The sequence below is a fragment of the Bacteroides sp. DH3716P genome, assembly GCF_025914115.1.
Taxonomy (GTDB): domain Bacteria; phylum Bacteroidota; class Bacteroidia; order Bacteroidales; family Bacteroidaceae; genus Bacteroides; species Bacteroides ovatus.
This window is the reverse complement of sequence record NZ_CP083673.1, coordinates 5145654-5172460: the sequence shown is the minus strand read 5'-3', so window position 1 is coordinate 5172460 and position 26807 is coordinate 5145654. Positions and strand designations below refer to the sequence as shown.

Annotated in this window: 16 protein-coding genes; all 16 read left to right on the top strand. The window is 37.9% G+C overall.

Annotated features, from left to right (window positions below):
• The 16 genes from KQP79_RS19490 to KQP79_RS19415 all read left to right on the top strand — a co-directional run bounded on the left by KQP79_RS19490 (position 1) and on the right by KQP79_RS19415 (position 26624).
• The gene (locus KQP79_RS19490) at positions 1-1437 is read left to right on the top strand and encodes an aldehyde dehydrogenase family protein (RefSeq protein WP_004320159.1); all 1437 of its coding nucleotides are present in this window, start codon (positions 1-3) and stop codon (positions 1435-1437) included.
• 9 nt (positions 1438-1446) lie between these two features.
• Entirely contained in the window at positions 1447-1761 is a 315-nt protein-coding gene (locus KQP79_RS19485) for a hypothetical protein (RefSeq protein ID WP_004320157.1), read from the top strand.
• Positions 1762-1782: 21 nt separating this feature from the next.
• Positions 1783-2547: an HpcH/HpaI aldolase family protein gene (locus KQP79_RS19480; RefSeq protein WP_004320155.1), complete on the top strand. Its 765-nt coding sequence runs from the start codon at positions 1783-1785 to the stop codon at positions 2545-2547.
• Positions 2548-2551: 4 nt separating this feature from the next.
• On the top strand, positions 2552-4102 hold the full coding sequence (locus KQP79_RS19475) for a sulfatase-like hydrolase/transferase (protein ID WP_004320154.1): 1551 nt from the start codon (positions 2552-2554) through the stop codon (positions 4100-4102).
• A 217-nt stretch (positions 4103-4319) separates the two neighbouring features.
• Positions 4320-6875, top strand: coding sequence for a glycoside hydrolase family 2 TIM barrel-domain containing protein (locus KQP79_RS19470; protein WP_004320152.1), 2556 nt, complete (start codon positions 4320-4322; stop codon positions 6873-6875).
• A 697-nt stretch (positions 6876-7572) separates the two neighbouring features.
• Complete coding sequence (locus KQP79_RS19465) at positions 7573-9858, top strand: beta-galactosidase (protein WP_234120783.1); 2286 nt, start codon at positions 7573-7575, stop codon at positions 9856-9858.
• A 38-nt stretch (positions 9859-9896) separates the two neighbouring features.
• A complete protein-coding gene (locus KQP79_RS19460; RefSeq protein WP_004320149.1) occupies positions 9897-13109 on the top strand; it encodes a glycoside hydrolase family 2 TIM barrel-domain containing protein in 3213 nt (1070 codons plus the stop codon).
• Positions 13110-13442: 333 nt separating this feature from the next.
• On the top strand, positions 13443-14072 hold the full coding sequence (locus KQP79_RS19455) for a hypothetical protein (RefSeq protein ID WP_004320147.1): 630 nt from the start codon (positions 13443-13445) through the stop codon (positions 14070-14072).
• Positions 14073-14170: 98 nt separating this feature from the next.
• Positions 14171-15211: a family 16 glycosylhydrolase gene (locus KQP79_RS19450; RefSeq protein ID WP_157452184.1), complete on the top strand. Its 1041-nt coding sequence runs from the start codon at positions 14171-14173 to the stop codon at positions 15209-15211.
• A gap of 34 nt (positions 15212-15245) precedes the next feature.
• Positions 15246-18311: a SusC/RagA family TonB-linked outer membrane protein gene (locus KQP79_RS19445; RefSeq protein WP_004320143.1), complete on the top strand. Its 3066-nt coding sequence runs from the start codon at positions 15246-15248 to the stop codon at positions 18309-18311.
• An 11-nt stretch (positions 18312-18322) separates the two neighbouring features.
• Positions 18323-20065 carry a RagB/SusD family nutrient uptake outer membrane protein gene (locus KQP79_RS19440; RefSeq protein WP_060451228.1) on the top strand — a complete coding sequence of 581 codons (1743 nt, stop codon included), beginning with the start codon at positions 18323-18325 and terminating at the stop codon, positions 20063-20065.
• A gap of 12 nt (positions 20066-20077) precedes the next feature.
• Positions 20078-21724: a hypothetical protein gene (locus KQP79_RS19435; protein WP_004320137.1), complete on the top strand. Its 1647-nt coding sequence runs from the start codon at positions 20078-20080 to the stop codon at positions 21722-21724.
• 7 nt (positions 21725-21731) lie between these two features.
• A complete protein-coding gene (locus KQP79_RS19430) occupies positions 21732-23057 on the top strand; it encodes a hypothetical protein (RefSeq protein ID WP_234120785.1) in 1326 nt (441 codons plus the stop codon).
• Positions 23058-23081: 24 nt separating this feature from the next.
• Positions 23082-25121, top strand: a complete 2040-nt coding sequence (locus tag KQP79_RS19425) for a SwmB domain-containing protein (RefSeq protein WP_004320133.1) — start codon at positions 23082-23084, stop codon at positions 25119-25121.
• 63 nt (positions 25122-25184) lie between these two features.
• Positions 25185-26207: a family 16 glycosylhydrolase gene (locus tag KQP79_RS19420; RefSeq protein ID WP_004320131.1), complete on the top strand. Its 1023-nt coding sequence runs from the start codon at positions 25185-25187 to the stop codon at positions 26205-26207.
• Between the two features lie 231 nt (positions 26208-26438).
• The gene (locus KQP79_RS19415; RefSeq protein WP_004320127.1) at positions 26439-26624 is read left to right on the top strand and encodes a hypothetical protein; all 186 of its coding nucleotides are present in this window, start codon (positions 26439-26441) and stop codon (positions 26622-26624) included.
• The last annotated feature ends 183 nt before the right edge of the window (positions 26625-26807 follow it).

The following is a 26807-nucleotide window of genomic DNA, read 5'->3' as shown; positions in this document are numbered from 1 at the left end:
ATGGATTTTGGTGTAAAAAAAATGTATATAGGCGGACGCTTGTGTGAGAGCGTTGCCGGAACGCAGAAGGAGATTATTAGCCCTGCAACAGGCGAATGTATTGCAAAACTTTGTGTAGCGTCAAAGGAAGATACCGAATTGGCTTTGCAGGAAGCACAGAAAGGTTTTGAATATTGGTCAAAATTGTCTTTGTCCGAAAGAAACGAGTGGATTGCCAAATTGCGTAATGCCGTTATCGCACATAAAGACGAACTTCATTATGCTGTGATGTATGAAATGGGAAAGACATGGGAATCGGCAGACGAAGATATTGACATGATAGTTGATGCACTTGAATATTATCCCAACGAGATGTTAAGAATGCGTTCGCAGGTATTGCCCGATTTGCAGGGGTCGCATACCAATATCCTTGTTCACGAACCAAGAGGTGTGGTTTGTGCCATGTTGGCATGGAACTTCCCGATTTTGAATGTGGCATATAAAGTGGCACCGGCAATAGCGGCAGGATGTTCCATAATAATCCGTCCGTCTATTGATTCTCCTGTTTCAGCCTACTTGTTTGGGGAGATTTGTGCTGAAATAAATTTCCCGGCAGGTGTCATTAACGTTCTTACAGGTTCAAGTAAGGATACAAGCATTCCTATGTCAGAGAGCCTTATCCCAAGAGTTCTTACCATGATTGGTTCGAGTGCCACAGGAAAGAAACTTGTAGCGCAGTCTGCAACATCTATCAAAAAATTAGGCCTCGAACTCGGCGGAAATGCTCCTGCATTGATTTTCGATGATTGTGACATGGATAAAGCAGTAAATACAATGGTTGGACTAAAATTCAACAACAGTGGCCAGGTTTGTGTTACGCCTAATCGTATTTTTGTGCAGTCATCTATTTATGACGAATTTATGTCGCGTTTCACGGAAAAAACTAAAGCTATCAAGGTCGGCTTTGGTAAAGATAAAGGTATAAATATGGGACCTGTCATCAATGTTAAGGCTCGTGAACGCATAATGGAATTGATAGACGATGCTGTAAGCAAGGGAGCCAAAAAGTCTCTTGGAGGAATACCGGAAGGTATGCCTGAAAGAACAAGCTATCTGAATCCTACGATTCTTGAAAATGTAACTCCTGATATGCGTTGTTTCAACGAAGAGATGTTTGGTCCTGTTGCTACCATCATCAAGTTCAATACGGAAGAAGATCTTGACCCTATGGTGAATGTTCCAGATGCAGGTCTCGCTTCGTATGTGTTTACAAACAGTCTTGAAAGGGTACAGAAATATTCTAAATTTATAGAATGTGGTGAAGTTCAGGTCAATGGTGTCAAGTATGGTATAAATTTACCACATGGAGGTATGAAAGACAGTGGATTGGGACATGATTGCTCGCATCTTGCACTTGAAGATTATCTGTACATTAAACGTATTTCAATAGCACTTTAATTATAATTTATGAGAAAGTTACACCATTTTGGCATACCGGTAACAAATCCGGTAGATGGTGAAACTCACAATGATGAGCTTCATCTTTTCTGTACTGATGTGGCAGCGAGTCCAAATAAGATTGAATTTTTACGTTTTGAAAAGGGGTGTCCGTTTCCCGAACTTGTTCAGACAATGCCGCATATCGCATACGAAGTAGAGTCCATGGACGAAGAACTTAAGGATGCTAAACTTATTTATGGTCCTTTTATTCCTGTTCCTGGGATGACTGTTGCTTTTATCGAGGAAGAAGGGATACCTGTAAAATTAGATTATTTTTCATGAATAGATTAATATAAAGACACTATGACTGTAAATTATATAAAACAAAAAATGAATGATGGCCACGCAGTATTGGGCCCATTCTTGAAAATGAATGATCCTGCTCTTATTGAACAGGCGGCTTTGGCAGGTTTTGATTTTTGTATTATAGATATGGAGCATGGACCAATCAGTTTTGAGTCTGCCCAGAATCTTATCCGTGCTGCAGAGCTTCATGGAATGAGTCCGATAATTCGTACCACCGATACAAGTGATGAGAATATCCTTCGTGCGCTCGATTTGGGAGCGCATGGCGTGGAAGTTCCACAAGTAAACAGCAAAGAGTCGGCTCAAGCCGTAGTTAGTGCATCTAAATATTTTCCGGAAGGGACAAGAGGGGTGTGCCGTTATACACGTGCTGCCGAATATACTCATGTGGAAAAAAGTAAACATTTCAAGTTGTCTAATGAACGTACCATGGTATTGGTACATATTGAAGGACTGGAAGGAATCAATAATCTGGATGAAATCCTTGATGTGAAAGGCCTTGATGTAATATTCCTCGGCCCTTACGATTTGTCCCAGTCTTGCGGAGTTCCGGGCGATGTCACAAACCCTATAGTAGTAGAAAAAATGAAGGAAGCTGTAAAGAAAGCTGCTGCCAAGGGGGTTAAAGTAGGTACATTTGTAGAGTCGGCTGAGAATGCAAAATTTTGGCGTAATCAGGGTGTGTTGTATATAGCCTATTCTGTAGATTGCGGAATTTATTTCAATGCTTGTAAGAATATTGTTGATAGTGTAAACAAATAGTATCATGAAAGACAAAATATTTCCATTCCTTTCATTGGTTGTTTCGTGTGCATATGCATCAGAAAAACCAAATCTTATTGTCATACAAACCGATGAACATACCATCAATACATTGGGATGTTACAGGAGATTGGTTGGCGATATAAACGATTCTCCATGGGGTAAGAATGTTGTTCAGACACCTAATATAGACAGGCTGGCAAAAGAAGGAGCCATCTGTACCAGGTATTATGCTTCATCTCCTGTTTCTACTCCTTCAAGAGCATCTTTCCAGACAGGACTTTATCCTGTATCTACAGGATGTCCGATTAACGATATGCCTATGAATCCAAATTTGATTACATATGCTGAAATGTTGAAACGTGACGGCTATCAGACTTCATACGTTGGAAAATGGCATTTGGGCGGTGTTCCCAATATTGGTCGTCCATATTTTGAACCAGGATACAACTTCGGATATATGGATCGTACTTATATGTTCAATGATGGTCACTGGAAATATTTTGAAATTGTAAAACAACCCAATAAAATCCGTTCGTATTGGTCGGGCCCGGTTAAACCTGGATTTATCCATGTTACGGAGTATCTCACCGACAGGTGTCTTGAATTGCTTGAACGCGACAAGAATAAACCTTTCTATATGATGTTATCCATTCCGGATCCTCATTCTCCAGATATAGCGAGCGAGGAATATCTTCAGAAATATATCAATCTTGATTATGAAGCTCCGGAAACGATGGTCACAAATGATACTGACCAACGTCCGCGTTGGGCCAGGGGTGGACAATACAATGTAAACAAGGATAAGTTTGACAAGAAAGCGTTGGCAAACTATTTTGCCATGGTGGAATGTGTAGACGATAACGTTGGCCGTATTTTGGATTTTCTTGATAAAAATAATCTGACTGACAATACTATAGTTGTTTTTACTGCCGATCATGGGGATATGCTTTATGAGCATAGCCGAGTAAACAAAGGACTTCCTTATGAATCGTCTGCCAGAATTCCGTTTGTTATACGCTATCCTGAAAAGATAATTCCTGGCAAGATTGTCAATACTGTATATACATGTGTAGATTTTGCTCCAACCATTCTTGGATTGATGGGAGTGAAACAGATTCCTGGTTTGCAAGAGGGTATCAATGATGCCCAGGCATTTACAAACAAGGAAAAGAATGTCAAACAAGACAGAATAGTTTATACTACAGCCTCTCCGTTTAACGATTGGACGATGGCTACGGACGGACGGTATAAATTAGTCCTTTCTTGCAGGGAAACTCCTTGGTTGTTCGATCTTGAGGTCGACCCGGATGAGATGAAAAATTTCTATAATAATCCTAAATACAAGGAGATAGCTGACAGAATGCAAAAAGAACTTATCAGACAGATGAAATTATACAAAGAACCAGCTTTGTCAATCGGTTTACCATATCTTTATAAATCTACTGATAAGGTAAATTATAATCCTGCTAAATATAAGTCTAAAGTACAGCCCAATGCATTGCTGCCTATGATACATACGATTGAGAAAGTGTGTATGCGTCCATTGAAATAAAATTCTATTATTTAAACTTTGCAAGTCTAACTTATACTTTGCAAGTTGACAAGAAGACAAGTTGACAAGGTTTCATTTCATCAAAATATACAGATGGGAAAGCTATTTTTGCAATATGTAAAAATAGTATCTGTATGGGAAACCTTGTTGGCTTGTCAATCAACTATTAAGTGCCCCACTTGCAAAATCTTGATTATATTATAAAAAGATAATTACCATGAAAAGACATTTATTTTCAGGCCTTTTCCTTTTGTTTTCGTTTGGGATGGGAGCATATGCATCCCAAGAAAAATATGTGAGTTTCAATGATAATTGGTTATTTACTTTGTCGGATTCTCATGATTATTCATTGACTACATACAATCCTGAAGGTTGGAGGCAGTTGGATCTCCCTCATGACTGGACAATAGAAAAACCATTTGACAAGAATCTCGAAGGATGTACGGCATTTACTCCCGGTGGTATAGGATGGTATTCTAAGATTTTCAAAACTGAAATCAGTGAAAACCAGAAATGTTATATCATCTTCGATGGCGTGTATAACAATGCGGATTTTTGGATAAACGGTATGCGTTTGGGAAACCATCCTTATGGATATGCCCCCATTTGGTATGATTTGACGGATTTTATTGAACCGGAAAATGGAATTAACAGATTGTCGGTAAGGGTAGACCATAGTAGATATGCCGATTCCAGATGGTATACCGGTTCTGGTATTTACCGTAATGTGAAAATGTTGATTACGGATAAATTGCATATTCCTGTTTGGGGAACATTCATTACGACTCCCGTAATTAATAAAGAATCAGCTTCTGTTAATATTCGTGTAGATGTGGAAAATGATTATTCTGAAGCTAAATCGGGTAGAGTATATACTGACATTTATGATGCGGATAATAAAAAAGTAGCCACAGTGAGCACAGCTTTTAATCTTGCTTCAGGCGAAAAGGTTACCCTCAATCAGGACGTAGAACTATTCGATCCCAAACTTTGGGATATAGATTCTCCATATCTCTATATCGCTAAAACATATATAGTTAGTGGCAATGAAACGATAGGAAATCGCGAGACCAGATTTGGAGTAAGGACTATACATTTTGATAAGGACAAAGGTTTTTTCCTTAATGGAAAGAATATGAAAGTAAAAGGTGTATGTTTGCATCATGATGCTGGTATCGTAGGAACTGCCGTTCCGAAAGATGTATGGAAACGTCGTCTTGCCATACTTAAAGCTGGAGGTTGTAATGCTATCAGGACAGCTCACAATCCTGCTTCGGATGAATTCCTCGATTTGTGCGACGAAATGGGCTTTCTTGTTCAAAATGAGTTTTACGATGAATGGGATTTGCCAAAAGATAAAAGATATAATATGCACGATAAAGAAGTAGATTATATTACCAGAGGACATTCTGAACATTTCCAGCAATGGGCAGAGATTGATTTAAAGAACGTAATGCGTTCTTCGCGCAATCATCCTTGCATATTCCAGTGGAGTATTGGAAACGAGATTGAATGGACATATCCAGGTAATAGATCTGCAACAGGATTGTTTGGCAATACGGATAGGAACGATAAGATGGACTGGACTTTATGGCGTACTCCCGTACCACCAAATTCTCCGGAAGTTGTACGTGAGTTTTGGCGTAATTATCCACGTCAGACTTTCAGTATAGGAAAAACGGCTGCAAAATTAGCCAAATGGTCACGCGAGATGGATACCACACGTTATGTAATAGCCAATCTTATTCTTCCTACTTCAAGTTTTGAAACAGGATATACCGATGTATTGGATATTGCAGGTTTCAGTTACAAACCAGCGCAATATGACTATTTGCGAGAAAAATATCCAAATAAAATTATGATGGGTACCGAGAATGTCCCTAGATGGTACGAATGGAAAGCTTGTATCGAAAGAGATTATATAGCAGGAGTTTTCTTATGGACAGGTGTCGATTATTTGGGTGAACGCCGTGCACAGCAATGGCCTCAGAAAGCTACGCCTGAAGGACCTTTGGACTTGGCAGGATTTCCGCGTGGATCGTATTATCAGTTTAAGTCGTTTTGGACTGATGAACCGGTTATTGCGATATATACTCAAACAGCTAAACTTTCAATTTTTAAGAAAGATGCAGATGGCAATGTTGTTGAGAAGAAAAAAGATTACTGGAAATTGGCTCCAAGAGTATGGCAAAATGTTAATCCGCACTGGAATTACAGCGAAGGCGAGAAAATCATAGTGGAGATTTACTCTAATTGCGATGAAATTGAACTTTTCCAAAATGGAAAGTCATTGGGAAAACAAAGTTTGAAAGATCAGGAAGACAGAATCTTCAAATGGGCAACAGATTATTCAAAAGGTAAACTCACGGCAGTAGGTACTTATAAAGGAAAGAAAGTAAAAGAAACTCTTGAAACCGTTGATGAGGCGTATTCTATTAAACTCGTTCCAGACCGAAAGATGATGACGGCCAATAATACAGATGTGCTCCATGTTGTGGCTCAGCTTGTAGACAAGAAAGGTAGAGAGGTCAAGAATGTAGACGACGAGATAAAGTTCACTATTTCAGGTGATTATCGATTCCTTGGAACAGACTGTGGAAAGACAGAGAAAATGGATTCATTTAAGAAAAAAATGGTAAAAACGGAATTTGGACGTTGTCTTTTGATGATACAGTCCACCAAGACTCCTTCTGACATAACTATAACAGCTACAAATGAGTCTGGTAGTTTAAAGTCTAAACCATTGGTTATACCGGTAAAAGAATTTAATTGATTTTTATGATATTTGCCTTAAGAAATAATTATGTTAACATTCAAGTTTGCGGTTTTATTTATTCTTTTGGAAGTTTAAACTAAGGCATAATAAATAAAAACAGTTTCTAATCGTTTTCTGCTTCTAAGTATTTGTAAGTTGCGGTAAAAACAGAAGATTTGAGTATGACATGATATCTTTATAGATGGTCGGTTAGTGATACTTGAGATAAATAATGTTTAAATGATCACTGTATAACAGAGAATGTGAATTCCCGTCAGGAGATGAGCATTCTCTGTTATTATTTTATTATTTAACTATTCCAATAATAAATGTTAATAATTTATTTTTCATCTATTAATACTTTGTATGTAATGTAATTATTTATACTTTTGCATTGTCATCAGACAACACATGATATATTCTTTAGGTAAAAAGTGAATTGAAATAATATAGGGACAAACGATATACAAATTGATTGAGTCATAAAATTATAATTGGATAAAATTTCAGGATAGAATTAATAATGCATTCATGCTTTATAGAAAGTTTATTTTTTACAGAATTCTAATATTAAGTATTTTGAGGTAGAAAGAGAGTTTTCAGGTAACTTTTGTGTGTTTGTAGTCTATATTTGAATATTCTTGTGAGAGTGTGCAATAAGGTAAGGTCATAATATTGGATACACTTACATAGTAACTTAAATATTTAATTAATCATGAAAAAAAAACAGTTTCTCTTTATTTTTTTATTGATTCCTGCGTTAATAATGGCATCGGAGTCTGTAGAAAATGCAGAAAAGAAAATTTCTAAATTAAATTCATTGATAATTGAGGCTAAAAGCAAAGGGCTTGATGTACAGCGTGAAGAACTTGCAGTATGGATGTCCAAGACATTTCTTGGCTATGCAGCTTGGGATGAGAAAAACATTGAGCCTAATGTTTATCAGTTCAGAGCATGGCCGGCTTATAAAAAAGATGCAGAAAAGATGGCTGCAGAGCTTGCCGAATTCGAAAGAGATGAAGTAAACAAAATGCTTGATACCGCTATCGAAGAATTACAAGGTGTTATATCAGGCAAATATGTACGTCGTCCGGTTCCTTCTATAGATTGGGAATCCATTAAAGTAAAAGGAAACCAATTTGTGAGTGGCAATCGACCTGTATATATAAATGATTATTTTACGAAGCCCGACTTCATGGTTAATGAATATTGTGGAAAAGTCGATAGAGTTTCATTGGCGTTACCATCCATAAAAAATGAGAACGGAGATCTTTCGTATATGGGTGTTGAAAAGATAGCCAAATATCCATCCAAATATTCCGGTTATGTACTTTTATGGCATGGAGTAGCTCCAAAATGGGCCTTGGACATTGACCCTGATTTAGGTATAGGCTCAAGATACTTTACAAAATACGATATTGACAATCCTAACATACGTAGATTTTGGGAAACGACATTTAAATCTACGATACCTTTAATGAAAGGCAAGGCCTATACGGATATGGGGTATATACTGTCAAATGAACCGCATTGGTTTTCTATGCAGAAAACGTGGGCTACTGGTGTAATCTCGAAATATACAATGGAAAAGTTCCGTGTTTGGTTGAAAAACAAGCATGGCAATATAGCTCATCTCAATAAATTATGGAATACATCATTCTCTTCTTTTGATGAGGTGGAGTTTCAAGTTCCGTTTGCCGTAAATCTTAAGGGAAAACCGGCCGGCTATGATTGGATGTCGTTTAATATGGATAGAGTGACAGAATGGTTCAAGTTCCTTGATTCAGGAATAAAGAAATACGATTCTGATGCAAAAACACATTTAAAAATCATGCCACATCTTTTCTCGGACGATAAGATAGATCATGGTATTGACATGGAGGCTCTGACAAAACTTTCAGATATAATCGGTAATGACGCTAAAATAGTAAAGAAACAGTGGAACCACAGAAAGGAAAAAGAATATTGGGAAGGGGTTTATTCTTTCGATTGGAAAGAAGTGACTATGACTTATGATTTTTGCAGGTCGGTTTCTCCAAACAAGCCAAATGTAAACTCGGAGTCACATTACCTTTCCTCGTCACAGTATCGTAACCTTTATATGACACCTGACTTTGTTCGTTCTGCATATTGGCTTGCAACCCTCCATGGTATGAATGTTAATTATACATGGTTTTGGGCAAGAGAAAAAGACGGAGCTATACGAAAAGATCTGATGAATTATAGAGGGCCTGACAATGCGATGAACAATGCATATGCGGCAAGTGTGGTTCAGCAGCCAAGGGTGGCAAACGAAGTTGCAAAAACAATGATGGATCTTAATGCTTTCAGTAGTGAAATCGCAGCAATGCAAAGCCTTAAACAGCCTATACGCCTGTTCTATTCTAAAACTTCTGTCATCAACAAGTGGTTCCATATGCAAAACCTTTTCGATCTTTATCGCAAAATGTATTTCAACGGTGTTCCATTGGGATTTGCTACGGAAGATATAATCAACAGTCAGAAAAATAATCTTTGGGAATTGATAGTAGTGTCGAAAACAGAATTTGTGACAGATGCAGAGTTTAATTCCATACAAAAATATCTTGACAATGGCGGCACGGTTATTATAGATTCTGTCAGTTTGAAGAAAAATGAATATGGACAACCTCGGAATATCTCCTTGAACGCATCTAAAGGCAAGTTAATCCCGATGGATGGCATTGGCAAAATAACGAACGAAGCATTTAGAATTCTCGAACAGAAGAAACTTACGCCGGATGTGTTCATTGTAGAGAAAAATGGAATAAACACAAAAGGTTGTATGTGGAGAGTCGTTCCGACAGGCAATAACAAATATGTCATGTCGATTATAAATTTAGGATGTACTGATGCCACAGTGACTTTGAAGTCAAAGAAAGGAAACATAAAGAACGTCGTAAATCTTATAAACGGAACGTCGCTGGGACAACAATTCACTTTGACTCCTGAGAAAACAATACTGATAGAAATTCAGAAATAAAGAACTGATAAGTAACTTAAACTTAACATTGTAGATTTATGAAAACCATAAAAACATTATGTTTAGCTATGATGCTTGCATCAGTAAATGGTGTGGCGCAGAATAGGACAGAGTGGTTAGACCCTGAAGTAAACCAGGTGAACCGCATGCCGATGCATACATATTATTTTGCTTATGAGTCTGAAGAACTTGCCATGAAAGGTGATAAATGGCTCTCGGAAAATATCATGTCTTTGAATGGAATATGGAAATTCAATTGGGTAAAAGATTCGGATATGCGCCCTCTTGATTTTTATAAAACAGATTTCAACGACCTCGGATGGGGCAAAATGCCAGTGCCCGGAAATTGGGAAATGAACGGATATGGCGACCCGCAGTATGTCAATCTTGGCTATCCATGGAGAAGCCAGATTGAAGACTGCGAAATAAACGACCTAACCCAGGCATGGACCAACAAATATTATCATACTCCGCCTAAATTTCCTGTTGAGAATAATCATGTAGGCTCTTATAGAAGAAGTTTTGTCGTTCCTGCCAATTGGAAAGGAAAAACAGTCATAGCACATTTTGGTGCGGTGACATCAAATATCTATCTTTATGTAAATGGAAAATTCGTAGGATATAGTGAAGATAGTAAACTTGAGGCAGAGTTTGATCTCACCCCTTATGTGAAATTTGGAAAGGAAAACCTTATTGCTTTCCAGGTATTCAGATGGTGCGATGGAACTTATCTTGAGGACCAGGATTACTATAGGCTGAGTGGCGTGTCGCGCGATTGTTATCTTTACGCCAGAAATAATAAACGTATTGACGATCTCCGTATAATGCCAGATTTGGACAAAACATATACTGATGCTACACTTGACGTTTCTTTAGAGCTAAACGGACGTCAGACTGTATCTCTCGAACTATTCTCTCCGGACGGACAGCCTGTCGAAACCAAGACGGTTTCAGGGAGTGGTCACCAGACAGTAAGCTTCAATGTGAAGTCTCCTCTGAAATGGACTGCAGAGACTCCTAACCTTTATAAACTTCTTGCCATTTCAAATGGTGAGGTAATTCCCGTAAATGTTGGTTTCCGCAAGGTGGAACTGGATAACGAAAAAGGACAAATTCTCGTGAACGGACAGCCTGTATTATTCAAAGGTGCCGATCGTCACGATATTGACCCGGATTATGGATATGTAATCAGTAAGGAAAGAATGCTTCAGGACATACGTCTCATGAAAGAATTAAATATAAATGCCGTACGTACGAGCCATTATCCTAATGATACATATTGGTATGATTTGTGCGATAAATATGGAATTTATGTGTGTGCAGAAGCTAATATTGAATCACATGGGATGATGCTCTTCGAAGATCGTTCGCTTGCAAAAAACAAACAATATGCTAAAGCGCATCTCGAAAGAAACCAACGCCATGTTCAACGTAACTTCAACAATCCTTCCATAATATTCTGGTCTTTGGGTAATGAAGCAGGTATGGGACCTAACTTTGAGGCTTGCTATAATTGGATTAAGAATGAAGATCCTTCTAGGGCATGTCAGTTTGAACCGGCTATGTCTCAGGTTATCAGAGACCTTAATAAAGGCATGACATTAGAAGAATCCCTCAAGAAGAATCCTAGTGTTGACTATACAGATATTTTCTGCCCAATGTATGCCGGATATAGCCCTTGCGAAAAATATCTTAAGGCTAATCCTAAAAAACCGCTGATTCAGTGTGAATATGGACATTCTATGGGTAATTCTATGGGAGGTTTCGAACATTATTGGAATATGATTCGTAAATATCCGCAATTCCAGGGAGGTTTTATATGGGATTTTGTGGATCAGGGTATACGTCAGTATGATGACAAAGGTAATATGTATTATGCTTATGGTGGTGATTTCAACCCTTATGATGCATCCGATAATAACTTCTGTGCCAATGGTCTGGTAAGCCCGGATAGAGTGCCTAATCCGCAAAGCTATGAAGTGAAATATTTCCATCAGCCAATTTGGACTACGCAGTCTGATATTAAAAATGGCAAGGTTAATGTCTACAACGAATATTTCTTCAGGAATATTGATGCTTACAACATGAAATGGAATCTGGTTGTAAATGGTAATGTAGTTGAAGAAGGCGTTATATCAAATCTTGATGTACCGGCACAATCTGCAAAAGAATATCAGATACCTTTCTCGTCATCAGAATTTACTGCCGATGATGAGGTTTTCCTTAATGTATATTACACCTTAAAGAAGGCAGAACAGTTACTTAATGCCGGTTATGTAATAGCCAAGAGTCAGATTCCGGTTAATACTTCTGGATTTGTGTTTGAACAGTTGGCTAATAAAGCTAGTGGACATCCTGAAATCTTAGCTCCTAGAATAAAGGAACCGGATGTTAACAGAGTAATTGTCGAGGGTGAAAACTTTAATATTGAATTCAGTAAAGTTGATGGTTTCTTGTGTCGTTACGATGTAAACGGAATCTCAATGCTTGAGAAAGGAACAAGCCTTATTCCGAATTTTTGGCGTGCTGGAACGGACAATGACTATGGAGCACGTCTTAACCTCAAGTATAAGGTCTGGAAAAATCCTGTAATGAAACTTAAGGGAATAAATTCCCGGGTTGAAAATTCAATGGTATATGTCGATGCTGAATATCAAATGCCGGAAGTGTTCTCTATATTGAAACTGTCGTATGTCATCAATAATGAGGGGGATATTCAGGTTACCCAGAAACTCTTGACGGAAAAAGGCAAGAAGGTTCCAAATATGTTCCGTTACGGAATGCGTATGAGAATGCCTAAGGAAATGTATTATAGCCATTTCTATGGACGAGGACCTGTAGAAAACTATATAGACAGAAACCACAATTCGTTTGTCGGTATATATAAAATGACCACACAAGAACAATTCTACCCATACATTCGTCCGCAAGAAAATGGTTGTAAGACCGACATCAGATGGTGGAACCAAACAAATAAAGGTGGTATAGGTTTGAATTTTGTGGCTTCAAAACCTTTCTCTATGGTAGCATTGAACTATACAATTGAATCTCTTGACGATGGTGACCTCAAAGATCAAAGGCATTCAGGTCAAGTAGAACCTGCCGATTTTACCGAAGTATGCATAGATTACGCCCAGCAAGGATTAGGTGGCGAAAATAGTTGGGGTAGCACCTGTTTGCCTCAATACAGGCTAACATATAAAGATTACGAGTTTACATATCAGATTAAACCACTGGATACAGTTTATTAATTAATTTTTTTGTTTAGGGTATCGCAAGCTTACATATCGAAAAAATATTAAGCTTGCGATTTTTTTCTTTATCCAAAGTCCGTCCCATGTCATATAATCCGAAAGTTTCTTTCCCATAGTCCTAAATAAGTATCGCAAAAAGCATAGAATTTACATTGTGTTTATTATAGTTAAATATCACCATTAAGTGTGATTATATTTTAAAATTATTTGTATATATAGAATATAATCCCTAAACTTGTAAAGACATCAGACAACCTACACTTGATTTAAAGTCTAAAAGAACGATATTTAAGAGAAAAACAATAATTCATAAACTAAAATTTAATTATCATGAAAACAAAAGTATTATTTCTAGGCTTGGCTATTGCCTCTCTTACAACAGTTAGTGCACAGACATTCAACAAGGCTAATTATGCGTTTGAAATTGGTAAAATTCCTGCAAATTCGTCTAATAAAAGTTCATGTAACTGGTGGATTCAGAACAATGACGTGTTTTCTATAACTGATTCAAAGAATCATACTCCTAATGGAAAGCATAGTCTTTATTTCAAGACAGAGGCTGCCCTTGAAAAACAGAAAATGGCATGCGCTTCTTTCAATCCTGATGGTATGGTAGAGTTGAAAGACGGTGAATACACTGTCAGTTGCTGGGTTTTCGTTGAATCTGGTAAGATAAAGAACTTCAGCATGATATTTCCTGCTACAAAATATAAAGATGGAAAGAAACTTGCTCCAAAATCAAAAGAGTCTGCCGATTTTGAATCTCCATATTTCTCAGCTATGATTCAGACTGCTAAAGTTCCTGCCGGCAAGTGGGTGAAAGTAACTTCGCGTCCTTTCCGTTCAAAGAATGGTACTCATATTGATCATGTTAAAGCAGCTCTTCAGGTAGTAGCTCCAAAAGGAACAGAAAATGTATCATTCTATGTTGATGATATAACTTTCGAAAAAGTTAAATAACCTGTATTCATTTACAGGCTTTTGTAATAATGTTAGGTCTATTTTTACGACATCTATATTATATGATTTATAAGATTGTATACATATCTTTTTTTCTAATGTTTTTATTGTCTTTTTCTTCAGGGTGTAGCTCTGAAGAAAAAGATATTCCAGATCCGGATTCTGGAATTCCAGGAGGTGATGAAGGTTCGGATGATGGAGATAAGGAAACCGATAAGGTTTCTCCTTTCATGTGTACACCATACAACTCTGACAAGTTTGAAAAGCAGATTTTGTATTCGTGCGAGTTTGACCGTGGCTTTGATACTGAATATTGGGAGAATCCTAAAGACGACAAGTTTGCAACCTGGACTTTCTTTCCGGAAAATGTAGAAACACGAGATGGAAAGCTGGAATTGAAAATCAAGTATTACAAGCATAAAAGAGGCACTAAAGACTTGTATTTTACTTCCGGAATGTTGCGTTCAAAGTCAAAAGTCGGTTATGGGTATTATGAGGCGAGAATAAAAGGAGCAGATGTTTGGCCTGGTACATGTTCTGCTTTTTGGCTTTATACTTTTCCCAGTGAAATCGATAACTCTAATGGAAAGAAGAATGATGTTGTCTACAATGAGATTGACGTAATAGAACTTCAGCAAGTCCCTAAAAGCAAGTTTATTCTTAGTCAGAATATGCATATATGGATATTAGATGAGGATTTGAAAAATGAACAGATTAAAGCCGGACAATACCCTAAATTAGGTAAGAATGAAACAACTGTCAGTTGGAATCCTGAAGACGACTATCATGTTTATGCAGTGGAAAACCGTCCTGACTCTGTTGTATTCTATGTGGATAATGTAAGGGTTGCATCCAAACCGAATTATTTTTGGCACATGGATATGTATCTTACTCTATCCTTAGGGCTACGAACTCCATTTGAAAAATACGAAGCTGATGGTCAGCGTTTAGCGGTCAATCCAGATGGGTTGGATAAATCTGTTTTAGATAATGAAGGTGAATTTATCAATCCTGAATCTCCACAGCGATTCACTTCGGTGATGTATGTGGATTATATACGTTCATGGAAACGTGATTATGAGAATTTTGAATCTTCTAAGCGTGCTTTTACTGATGAAGATAAACAAAGATTCAAATAGAAAATGTTAATTTATTAATCAAAATTTTTACTCAATGAATGAATACTTGGAATATAGATTAAAGAGCCTGTTATTGATGATAATGGGATTAGTCTTTTCAGTTCAGGTTTTTGCACAGGCTATTACTGTTAAAGGCGTTGTAAAGGATAGTGCCGGTGAGCCTGTAATAGGTGCTAATGTTGTGGTTGTAGGGACTACAAACGGAACAATTACCGATTTTGATGGAAACTTTACAATCAAGGCTAATAAAAATGCCAAACTTGAAATATCATTTATAGGATATAAGAACACCGTAGTCAAAGTGTCGCCGAATATGAATATTGTTCTTAAGGATGATACTCAATTATTGGATGATGTGGTGGTTATAGGTTATGGTGCGGTAAAGAAAAAAGAATTGACGGGTGCTGTAGCACAGGTGAAATCGGAAGATATAACCAAAATCAATACGTCCGACCTTGGAAATGCCCTTCAGGGGATGGTTTCCGGTGTAAGTGTAACGGCTGAGAGTGGTGCGCCTGGTGCTGGTTCGGAAATTCTTATTCGTGGTGTTGCTTCAGTAAACGGTCAGAATACTCCTCTTTATGTCGTGGATGGTGTTCCGCAGGAAGGTGACCCGCGTATCAGTCCAAACGAAATCGAGACTATAGATATCCTCAAAGATGCCGCTTCTTGTGCAATTTACGGTACTCGTGGTGCAGCAGGTGTTATTCTTATCACAACCAAAAAAGGTAAGGAAGGTAAAATGTCAGCAAGTTTTGATGCAAGTTATGGTATCAAGAAAATCACGTCAACGGATTATCTGATGAATACACAGGAACAAACATATTTTAATCTTTTGTTCAAAAGAAATACTGGTACTTCCAATACGTACGATGATACCACATTGTTGGACTTGTATCGTAGCCTGCAGTACTATCATAACGATACTAATCTTTTGGATCAGGTTTTTGTAGACAATGCTGCCACACAAAACTACTCATTGACATTGAGTGGAGGTAATAATGGTCTCACATATAGCATAATGAATGGTTTTTATAAACAGGATGGTAGTGTTATCAATTCAGGTTTCAATAGATACAATACACGAATTAATCTTGGCTATAAGAGAAAACGTCTTACCATGAATGCCAGTGTAGGACTTTCTGTCGAAGATACCGATTATTCTCCTGCTGGACTTATTCTTCAGGCTATAAAATACAGCCCTACCCAGCCGGAAATCAAGCCCGGTGATACTTTCGAAACAGTAGGTGGCAATGAACAGAACAGATTGACTTATGTTCTCGACAGTTTCTTCTCTGAGGATTATCAGAGAATGACTAATTCTTTTGCTAATTTCAATATCAATTATGAGCTTTTCAAGGGTTTCAATGTCAGCGGTAGAGTTGCATTGAAGGAATCAGGTGGCTACCGTCGTAACTTCCGTCCATATAAGGAAATAAAAGACCAGGATGGCGAACTTATTACTAAACCTGAAGACAGTTATATTTCCATGATTTCAACTAACAGGAATTCTATAGTATGGGATTTCGGAGCACAATATCGTAAGACTGTCAAAGGGCATAAAGTAACTGCTTTTGCAGGTGTTACCGGCGAAGAATATGTTTACGAAGGTTTTACTGCAAAGAAACAGGGTGTAGTCGATAATGACATTAAGGTATTGAACGGTGGTTCTCTTAATCCTTCTGCCACTTCAAGTGACAATTATGTAAACAGGCTTATAGGTTCTATAGGACGTCTTCAGTATGATTGGAGAGGAAGATACCTTATAAGTGCAAGTATCCGTTGTGATGGTTCTTCGCGCTTTGCTTCGAACAATAGATGGGGATTCTTCCCTTCAGCATCTGCTGCTTGGAATATTAGTGACGAACCTTTCTTCAAGCCACTTGCTGATGTTGTGAATAACTTTAAATTGCGTGGAAGCTATGGTACTACAGGTAATCAGAATTTTACTCCTTATACGTTTAGCGGAGTCATTACCAACGGATATGATTATGTTATAGGAGATGCATCTAATCAGTCTTTGGCTATCGGTTCTATCCAGAGCGAATATTCAAATCAGAATGTAAAATGGGAAACTACACGACAGTATAATATTGGTGTAGATTTGGCTTTGTTCAATAATAAGTTCACTTTGGCTGCCGAATACTATTCTACCGACAAGAAGGATATGCTTTTCCCTGTTACATTGCCAGGCTCAACAGGAGCTACTAAAACTCTGGTAATGAACGTAGGTAACATGACCAACTCAGGTTATGAGCTTACTGCAAGATATCGTTCTGCAATCAAGGGATTTTCATATGATTTTAGCGGAACATTCAGTACCAACAAGAATAAGGTGACAAGAATAAATGGAGATGGTACACGCATCAGTGCATATCCTCAAGGACTTGTTTCAGGTGCAGCAGCCCGTTCACAGGTAACTTTTATAGCAGAAGGTTATGAAGCGGGAGCTTTCTTCCTTTATCCTACAGATGGAATCATAAATACACCAGAAAAACTTGCCGAATATCAGAAAATCAATCCTACTGCACAGATGGGTGATTTGATTTTTGTTGATACCAATAAGGATGGAAAAATCTCTGATGACGACAGAGTATATTCCGGTAGTGGACTCCCTAAATATGAAATCGGTTTCAACATGCAATTCAGATACAAGGGTTTCGATCTCTATGCAAATCTTTATTCTGCACTTGGACATAAAATCATGAATGGTTCCCGTGCTACTGCATTTGGCTATGGACGTCACAAAGATTTGGTGGCACAATATACTGAGTTTAACACTGATTCGCCTATTCCTACTTATAGAGGTGATGTGAAGGGCCATGAAAACTATAGGGCAGATACCGACTTATGGCTTGAAGATGGCTCCTATTTACGCTTGAAGTCGATAACCTTAGGATATTCATTATCAAAGGCTTTGGTTACTCGCATGCGTCTGTCTAATTTGCGTTTTTACATTTCAGGACAGAATCTGTTTACTCTGACCAAGTATTCAGGCTACGACCCTGAAATAGGTGGAGGCATCAACAAGCGAGGTATGGATATGGGTAACTATCCTACATTTGCAACATATTCTGTGGGTCTTAACTTGTCGTTTTAAATTAGAATGTCATGAAAAAATACAATATATTTAGAAATATAGCCTTAGGGGCTCTGGTGGTATCTTCTTTGTCTTCTTGTGAAGACTATTTAAGCTTGTCAAATCCTAACAAAACAACGGTTGAAACATTCTGGACTGATTTGAAGGATACGAAGTCAGGTCTCTATGCTACATATGCAGCTCTCAGAAATGACTATGTACTCAATATTCGTGAAGAAGCATGGAGAAGTGACTTGTGTTGGCCGGGATATGGTAGACCTCAACCACAGAACAATGCTGAAGGTTGGAACTGGTATTGTCAGAATTATACTAACAGTACTGTCGCAATATCCAGCAAATGGGATGCTCTTTATATCAGTATCTGGCGTGCCAATCAGGTAATCGAGGCTTTAGAAAGAATTAAGGATACCGTTTCGGGTGATGAAATTGAAACATGGAATATTCAGATGGGACATGCCCGATTCATCCGTGGTCTGATGTATTTTTATTTGCATTCTTCTTTCAATAACGGAAGTGTTGTGCTCCGCACAAGCACTGCACAGTCTTTCAACTTGCCTTTGTCTCCTGCAGAAGATGTCTTGAAATTCTTTAGAGAAGACTTGGAAGTTGCTTACGATTTGCTACCTGTGCCTCAGGATGTAACTTCTGATTATGAGGGTTTGGCAACAAAAGGTACTGCAGCAACTATCCAAGGTATTTCATACCTTTATGAAAAAGAATATTCCGAGGCAGAAATGAAATTCAAGGATGTAATTGATAACTACGGCTATGAACTGGAACAGGACTGGACTAAAATGTTTACTAACGCAGGTGAGTTTAATTCTGAGTCTATTCTTGAAATTTCATATTCGTTGGATTACAGACAGGATATCACAACTTGGGATATGAATTGTATGTATAATCGTCTTGCCACTCTTTCCACTAGTTTGGGTGGATTCTTGCCTGCAGCTTGGTTGGTCAACGAGTTTCTTAATGATAAACCTGACAATAAGGATTCAAGAAACACAGGACGTCAGGTCTCTCTCAGAGCGTCTGCTATGGTAGCTTTGGTTAAGGATGAAGTTACTCCATATTATATCAATGGTAATGCTTCCGAAAAATGCCCTATGGGTGGTCCATTGGCCGATTGGGGATTCGGAAAGTTCAAGAAATATACCAATCATGATATCGTAACAAAAGAGAAGCCTTCAATGTCCGGAAAGAATGTCGTTGTAAACAGACTGTCAGATGTATATTTGATGTATGCGGAATGTCTTTTGCAGAGAGAGACGCCTGATATAGCAGGTGCATTGTTGTACATCAACAAGGTGAGAGCACGCTGGGGTGTTGAACTTTTGGGTATCGAAGCAGAGTTTGCCGGAATTCGTACATACGACGGAGAGTCTTATACCAAAGATGAATTGATGGAACATCTTATGTTTGTTGAACGTCCTCTTGAACTTGCTACTGAAGGTCATCAGATTAGATGGCAGGATTTGCGCCGTTGGGGATTATTGGAAGACGATGGTAAAAATATTTTCAAACTCCATCATGATAATGACGATTTCTGGTCTGTAGAATATACGGCCAAGAAACTTAACAGCAATCAGACTCAGACAAAAAACAATTCTACCGTACAAGAAGGAAGTGGTAATCTGAGCTTGAATTATGAATTTGAAATTGCTGCACAGAACTATAGTAAAGAGAGAAACCTGTATTTCCCTATCCCTCAGAAAGAATTGATGAATAATTCAGCTATCAAAAACAATAACTAATACGCTAAAAATATGATTAGAAATATATTTTCAAAACTGCTTTTACCATGTTCTATTGCCGCAGTACTGGCAACAAGCTGTAGAAAAGAGTATGAACCGCTTGATAAGGTCAGCGATTTGGCGTGGTATACAAGTGAGACAATCAATCAGGGAAATTCTGAGTATGTAGTAAATGTAGATACATTTATCTCATTTATAGATGCTTCCCAGGGATTTACTTCACACAAGTGGGTAATCGAAGAAGGTAGTAATTTTATGATTGATGACTTCGACTATAAGAAGCCTCCTATCAAAAATCAGGTAGATCCCAATAAGGGCCTTGTTTCAAAGAATGCCGCCGAAAGCATATTTTTCGGCACTCCGGGTAAGACTACAGTTACATTGGTTGACACATTCAACGAATGGGCGACTTCTCATGAGAAGAATCCTACTCAGACAGTTCTCGAAGACGGGATCTGGGTACTCCGAAAAGTGTTTACTGTAAATGTTTATGCAAAGCCAAGGCCTGCTTTCACTGTAAAGAAGTCTGACGGGACTGTATTGCTTAATGTTTTGCCGGACGACGTAGTTTCTTCTGATAAGTCTACATGGAAGAATGTAGAAGTGGAAGCCGGCGAAAGTCTGACTTTTGTCAATAATACGCCAAACCAGGAATTCGAAACTGTTGAGGGTATAACATGGAGTGTTGAAGGTAGTGTACAGAAAACTTCTGCTGCCAACGAAGCTGCTTTCACTTTCAATGTACCAAGCGAAGAGGGATATAGCGAACATTCTTTGGCTGCACGCCGTGTAGAAAAACCGGTTGCCAACGTAAAGAAGTCCATACCGCTTGTCATCAAAGTTGTGAAATCATCCAAACCATTTGAAGTTGATACAAAATCAGGAATGTCCACTGTAGATATAAAGACAATAAATATCAAGATATCAAGCGGAGCTTTGGCGTCAATCGCTACAGATGAAAAGTTAAGGTCAAGTTTCACGGTGAAGTGTGGTAGCGAAATAATCCCGGTTTCCAGTGTGACAGCAGATGCTAACGGAACAAAACTTAAGATTTCTCTAAGCGCTCCGTTGTCGGAAGGAGCACTTGTTAAAGTATATTATGATGGCACGGGTGGCATAGAATCGATGGATGGTCGTAGCCTTGAAGGTTTTGAAATATCCGTACCGAATACGGTAACTTCTAATCTTATTCCTAAATCTGTTTCAGGCTTTGAAGTTGGTGGTACTACACCAAGGGAGAACGGCTGGATGGTAGATAACAAAAATACAGGCGCATCTGCCGTTGTAACGGCCGATCCGGTTAATACCACTAACAAGGCATTGAAGATTGTTTCTGGTACGGCCAATGACAAATATGTATCCTTCCAGTTGGCTAATCTATTGGATATTGATGGTGGAAAATTCAAAGTGTCGTTAATGGTATATACAGACCAGGCGATAAACGACGCGCAGATAAGAGTCCAGAAGAATGGTGCTAATCCTCTAGAGAAAATTTCTGATTTGAATGTTACTTCAACAGGTACATGGACTAAAATTACATCTGAATTTGATACCGGTACTGACAAGGTTACAAACCTTCAGTTATTTTTCCCTGCAGGAAAGTTGCCTGTAAATTCTAAAATATATTTTGATGATATTAAGTTGGAATACGTAAATTAATAGACTTATGAAAAAATACTTTAATTATATATTAATGACATTTTTAGGGGTACTCATATCATGTACCCCCGAAAAATGGACTGAAGAGCCTACAGTCATGACCGATATATATCGCCTTGAAAATCTTCGTGATGGGTTAGCCATTGATGTGTATAGAAATCTTCCATTGATGATTGAAGAGAAAGGAAATCTCTTGACATCCTTTGCCACAAGCGATTTTGTTGATAATTCGACAAATAAAATATACAGTTTTTCATATTCTGTAGTCATAAAGTCCAAGGCAGATACTAAGTCGGGCGATGAACAGACAATACTTAAGAAATATGTATGTGATGGTTCGCGCCAGTCAGGTATGGCTAAACTTGTAGTAGAGACTTACATAAATGATGTATTGGATAAGGAGGAGAAATTCTCATCCTTGGCTCTTTATGAATTGCAGCGTCCTACGTCTGCTGCCGATGTTCCTGCTTCTGAAATTCCTTCGGATGTATTCTGTATAGCTGTCGATACATTTTTCGTTGATCAATCAAACACCAGAAATATCTGTGTTCGTGCCAATGCTCCGTTTGGTCTTGTCGAGAATTCAGGATTTACTGCTATAATAAATAATGATACGGTAGATATTTATGGAGTGACCGTTAGTTTGGAAAATTCTTCTATCCTTAAGGTAAGGGTAGACAGGATGTTGACAGCCGAAGATGTCGTAACATTGAGTTATGATGGAAAAGGAAATATCAAATCGTCTATTGGCAAGCTGCTCGAACCTTTTGAGAAGTTGCCTGTAAAGTTTGTTGAAGAGCCTGAAGATGAAGATGATGATGGAGAGGTGGACCCCGACTCAAGAGAAAATATATTCTTAGGAGATAAATTCACATTTAATTCCGATGCCACAATAGGAAATCTTGGATGGAGTATTGCTCCCAATGGTGCAATTGTAAAGGATTCGCAAATCAAGTTTGGCGATAAAGGATACTCGCTGAAGATAACAGCCTCGGGCACTTCCGGTAATTTTTATTTAATGAATTTGGCACAACATACCATTGACATACCTTCTGGAAATTATGAATTGATTTTTTATGTGTATTTCCCTTCCGAAGGCTATATACCGACAGGAAACTTCAATTTTGATTTTTTCAAGAAGCCGGATTCGAAAAATCCTACCACATTCACGTTCTCTAATGAAATGCCAAGGGGTAAGTGGATAAAGCAGAGTGCAAACATCGCTATTGAATCCCAACTGTCAGGGATGCAATGCAGGTTCATGTTTAATACTCTTGTAGGAGTGGGAACTTTCTATCTTGACCAGTTGGAACTTCGCAGAATAGGAGAATAGTATAACTTTAAATTAAGGAAAAATATGAAACTAAATAAGATAATAGCAGCTTCGGTACTGATTTCTACAGCTTTTGCTTCCTGTTCTAAGGATGATGCTGCTGCAAGCAATGCCATAAATCCTTCGTATTCGGTGTTTGTGAACGGAGTAAAGATTGTTTCTGCTGATATGCAGAATTCTTCACCCGAATCCAAGGAGGTAGAGGTGACACAGTATGACAATGTCAGTTTCTGTAACAGTTCGGTAAATGTATCTGCAGCAAAATGGGTCATTTCTTCTGAACAGAACTCTATAGAGGCTGAAGAAGATACGCTGCGTATGCAATTCCCTAATGCTGACGATGTGTATAATAATATTAGTTTGTCTTTGACCGGTATTTCTGCCGGTCAAAAGATGAATCTCTCGGTTCCGGTTACGTTTAATGTAAAGTCTTTTGAGTATTCTGGTTCCGGCGAAGGTGAGAACCCTTCTGTAACTGACGAGTCTTATGATATTTTGGGTGAAAATAACACGACATCAATGCTTATATCTGATGATATGCCTGATGTTGTCAAAATCGATTTAGGTGGAGATTTGGATTTCAAGCTCATGCCTTATTCTACCAAGGGATTCACGGTAACAAGCACACCGTCGTCAGTATTTTCAATTGATGGCAATTCTTCGCTTCTTGTCTTGAAGGAGGTTCGCCGTTCTCAAGAAGACGGTTCGGTGCTCGAATTGAAATTAGAGCAGGCAGTAACAGCAGGAGTTAGTGTTTCGGTTGCATACGATGGCACTGGTGATATTATGTTTATCAATGGTAAGAAACTGGCAGCATTTGATACTGCAAAACATCCGGATAATGATGTGGAAAATAACGTACTGCCTTTTACTTCCGACAAACTGAACTTTGTAATTGAAAATAATGACCCTGATTTGGTTGTTATAACCTTTAAGGAAGAGCAGTCCGCTTCAGCTTTTGCAGATGGTATAACTTCTGTAGGATTATCTGTAAATATTGATAGCAAAGCAGCAACAATCAATAGTATCACTATGTCCGACGATAAGAAATGCTTAAAATTACAACTCGCTGAGAATGTAAAATATGGCAATAATGTTACAATTTCTTATGATGGAAACGGAAATATTGCTTTGAATAATGGAGTTAAGTTGGAAGCCTTTGGTAGCGTGAATATAGAAAACAAGGTAGAGATGCCTGTAATAGAAATTTCAAATGATATGATTTCTTTCTATAATAATCAATCTGTAACAGCAATATCTATAAAACCAGGTTTAAAGGAAGATAATTTTAAAACTCCTACTAATCTGATTAATAGCTTTGAGGTGTATGCAAATGGAAGTCGTGTAAATATCCGCTCTGTAAATATTGCTAACAATAATATCAATGTTATACTGCCTGTTGCTATAAGAGCAAATGATATTATTAAATTGAAATTTAAGGGAAAAGGACTGGAGACTGAAAATAGTTTTGCTGTAGCACCATTCGATTTTGATGGTTTAACTCATAAGGGTGCTGATAATACCAGTGCTTTTGACCCATTCATGCATGGTTTTGAACGTTACTTGCAAAATCCAGATGAATTTCAGTTCTCCAATTTTGTAACTCTGGGTTGGTCTGTTGCAAGCGATGTTGGTAAAGAAACTAATACTCCGGTAAAATATGAGAATCTGACTGAGGGTAAAAACAAGAATATGGTCTTGGTTATTGATAATACCGGTAACATAAGTTCAAAAGGTCAGATTTATTTTATGCCAAAAACTGATGGAGGACAGGTGGTTTCGTTTCCTAAAGCTGGAACATATAAGTTGAAATTCAGATATAAAGCTAACATTACTGGTACAGCAGCTTGTGTCTTCCAATATAAAGATACTTCGGCTTCGAATTTTATGAAAGCCACAGATGTAACATTGTCGAATAATGGTGAATGGACTGTTTTTCAGTCTGGAGAATTCACTTTTGATAAAGATTTGACAACTTATAAATTCAATTTTGCCAGGTATGCCATCCCTGATGGAACTAAAATCTATATTGACGACATCCAGCTTATACCTGTTAATAATTAAACCACAATAGAAGGGAGCATCCATAAAATGTTCCCTTCTCAGCTATAAAAATAACACAATAGTATGAAACGCTTATTATTCTTAACCACAGCATTTGCAACATGCCTTTTCACTGTCAATGCTATTATCAATGATACTCCGCAGAAGAAACCGCTTATTAAGCACGATTCAGCTATTACCGAGAAAGGGAAACAGGTGGTAACTCCGCATACCGACCCGCAACTTTTCGAGGTAGTGGAACAGTACACTGACGATTTCAACGGGACAGAGATAGATAAATCAAAATGGAATACTCCGTGCAGACCGTTTGCTACTGTAAGCTTCAGCCCTGATAACGTGAAGCAGGAAGATGGAAATCTCAATATCACAATTAAACACCATGAACATGATTTCAGTAAGGCATTCCCACATTATTATTTCCAGTCGGGTATGCTGAATTCAAAAGGTAAGGTGACATACGGATATTTTGAAGCAAGGATTAAGGGAGCGCATGTGTTCAGAGGTACATGCCCTGCCTTTTGGCTTTATTCTCTTCCTGGTGATGGAAAGAAAATCAAGCCTCAGAAAGAGAATACGGTGGTGTATAACGAAATAGACATAATCGAACTGCAGCAGGTTCCAAAGGATTTTCATATCATGAGTTGTAATTATCATATTATGGTGCTGAAACCGGACGGTACTAACCCTGACGGCAGCGAGAAGTTTACCAACAAGTTTCTCCATCCACAGAGCATGTGGGGACATAATGAAACTGTGGTAGATTGGGATTCACGAGACGATTATCATCTGTATGCATGTGAGAACCGCCCAGACTCAATAATATGGTATATTGATAATAAAAGAGTGGCATCTGTTCCTAATTATTATTGGCATCTGGGAATGTATATCACATTGTCTATGGAGCCTCGTACTCCGTTCGAGAAATGGAATAACGGCAAGCGTTATCCTGTTCCTACCACGAAAGAGCAGGCCGATGCAGCCGGATTTCCTTCGACTATGAAGGTGGACTATATTCGCACATGGAGGAGAAAGGACTATTCACAATTCAAGTCTTCCAAGAGGGAGTACAATCCTAATGATTTTTAAGCTTTCATTTGTATGGATGTACTGCTCGGAAATCTTTCTTGAAAAATGCTGTATAACATATATTGTTAAATAAATATTAAAAAGCTTGCTGTTATGCTCTTTAATATGTATTTTCGTGTAGATGTCAGACAACAGAAAGTTCTTTCCTTTAAAAACACTGCGATGTTAGGCTGTATATCTCGTTAGGATTTTTATTTGTTTACGAATACTAATTAAATAAAATATATTAATATGAAAACAAATCAAACAATTATCGAAAACGGTTCTTTGAAGGACGTTTCTTATGAATCCCCCAAGTGTGTAGTGATTAATGTTGAGTCGGAAGGTGTCTTGTGTTCAAGTAACCCCGAAGGTAATGGGATGGAGAATTTCGTAATAAGTCAATCAAATCGTTTCGATTCAAGCATTTGGAAATAACCATTTAAAAATTTGAAATTATGATTAGAAAATTTTTTTGTATATTGAGTCTTGTAACACTTGCAACATCTTGTACTAAAGATAACTTTGGGAATGATAAGTAGATGTTCATAATTGGTTTATATCATAAGGTTTTGATACCTTTGCCTCATAAAATTCAAATATGCACTTATGGGCAAAATC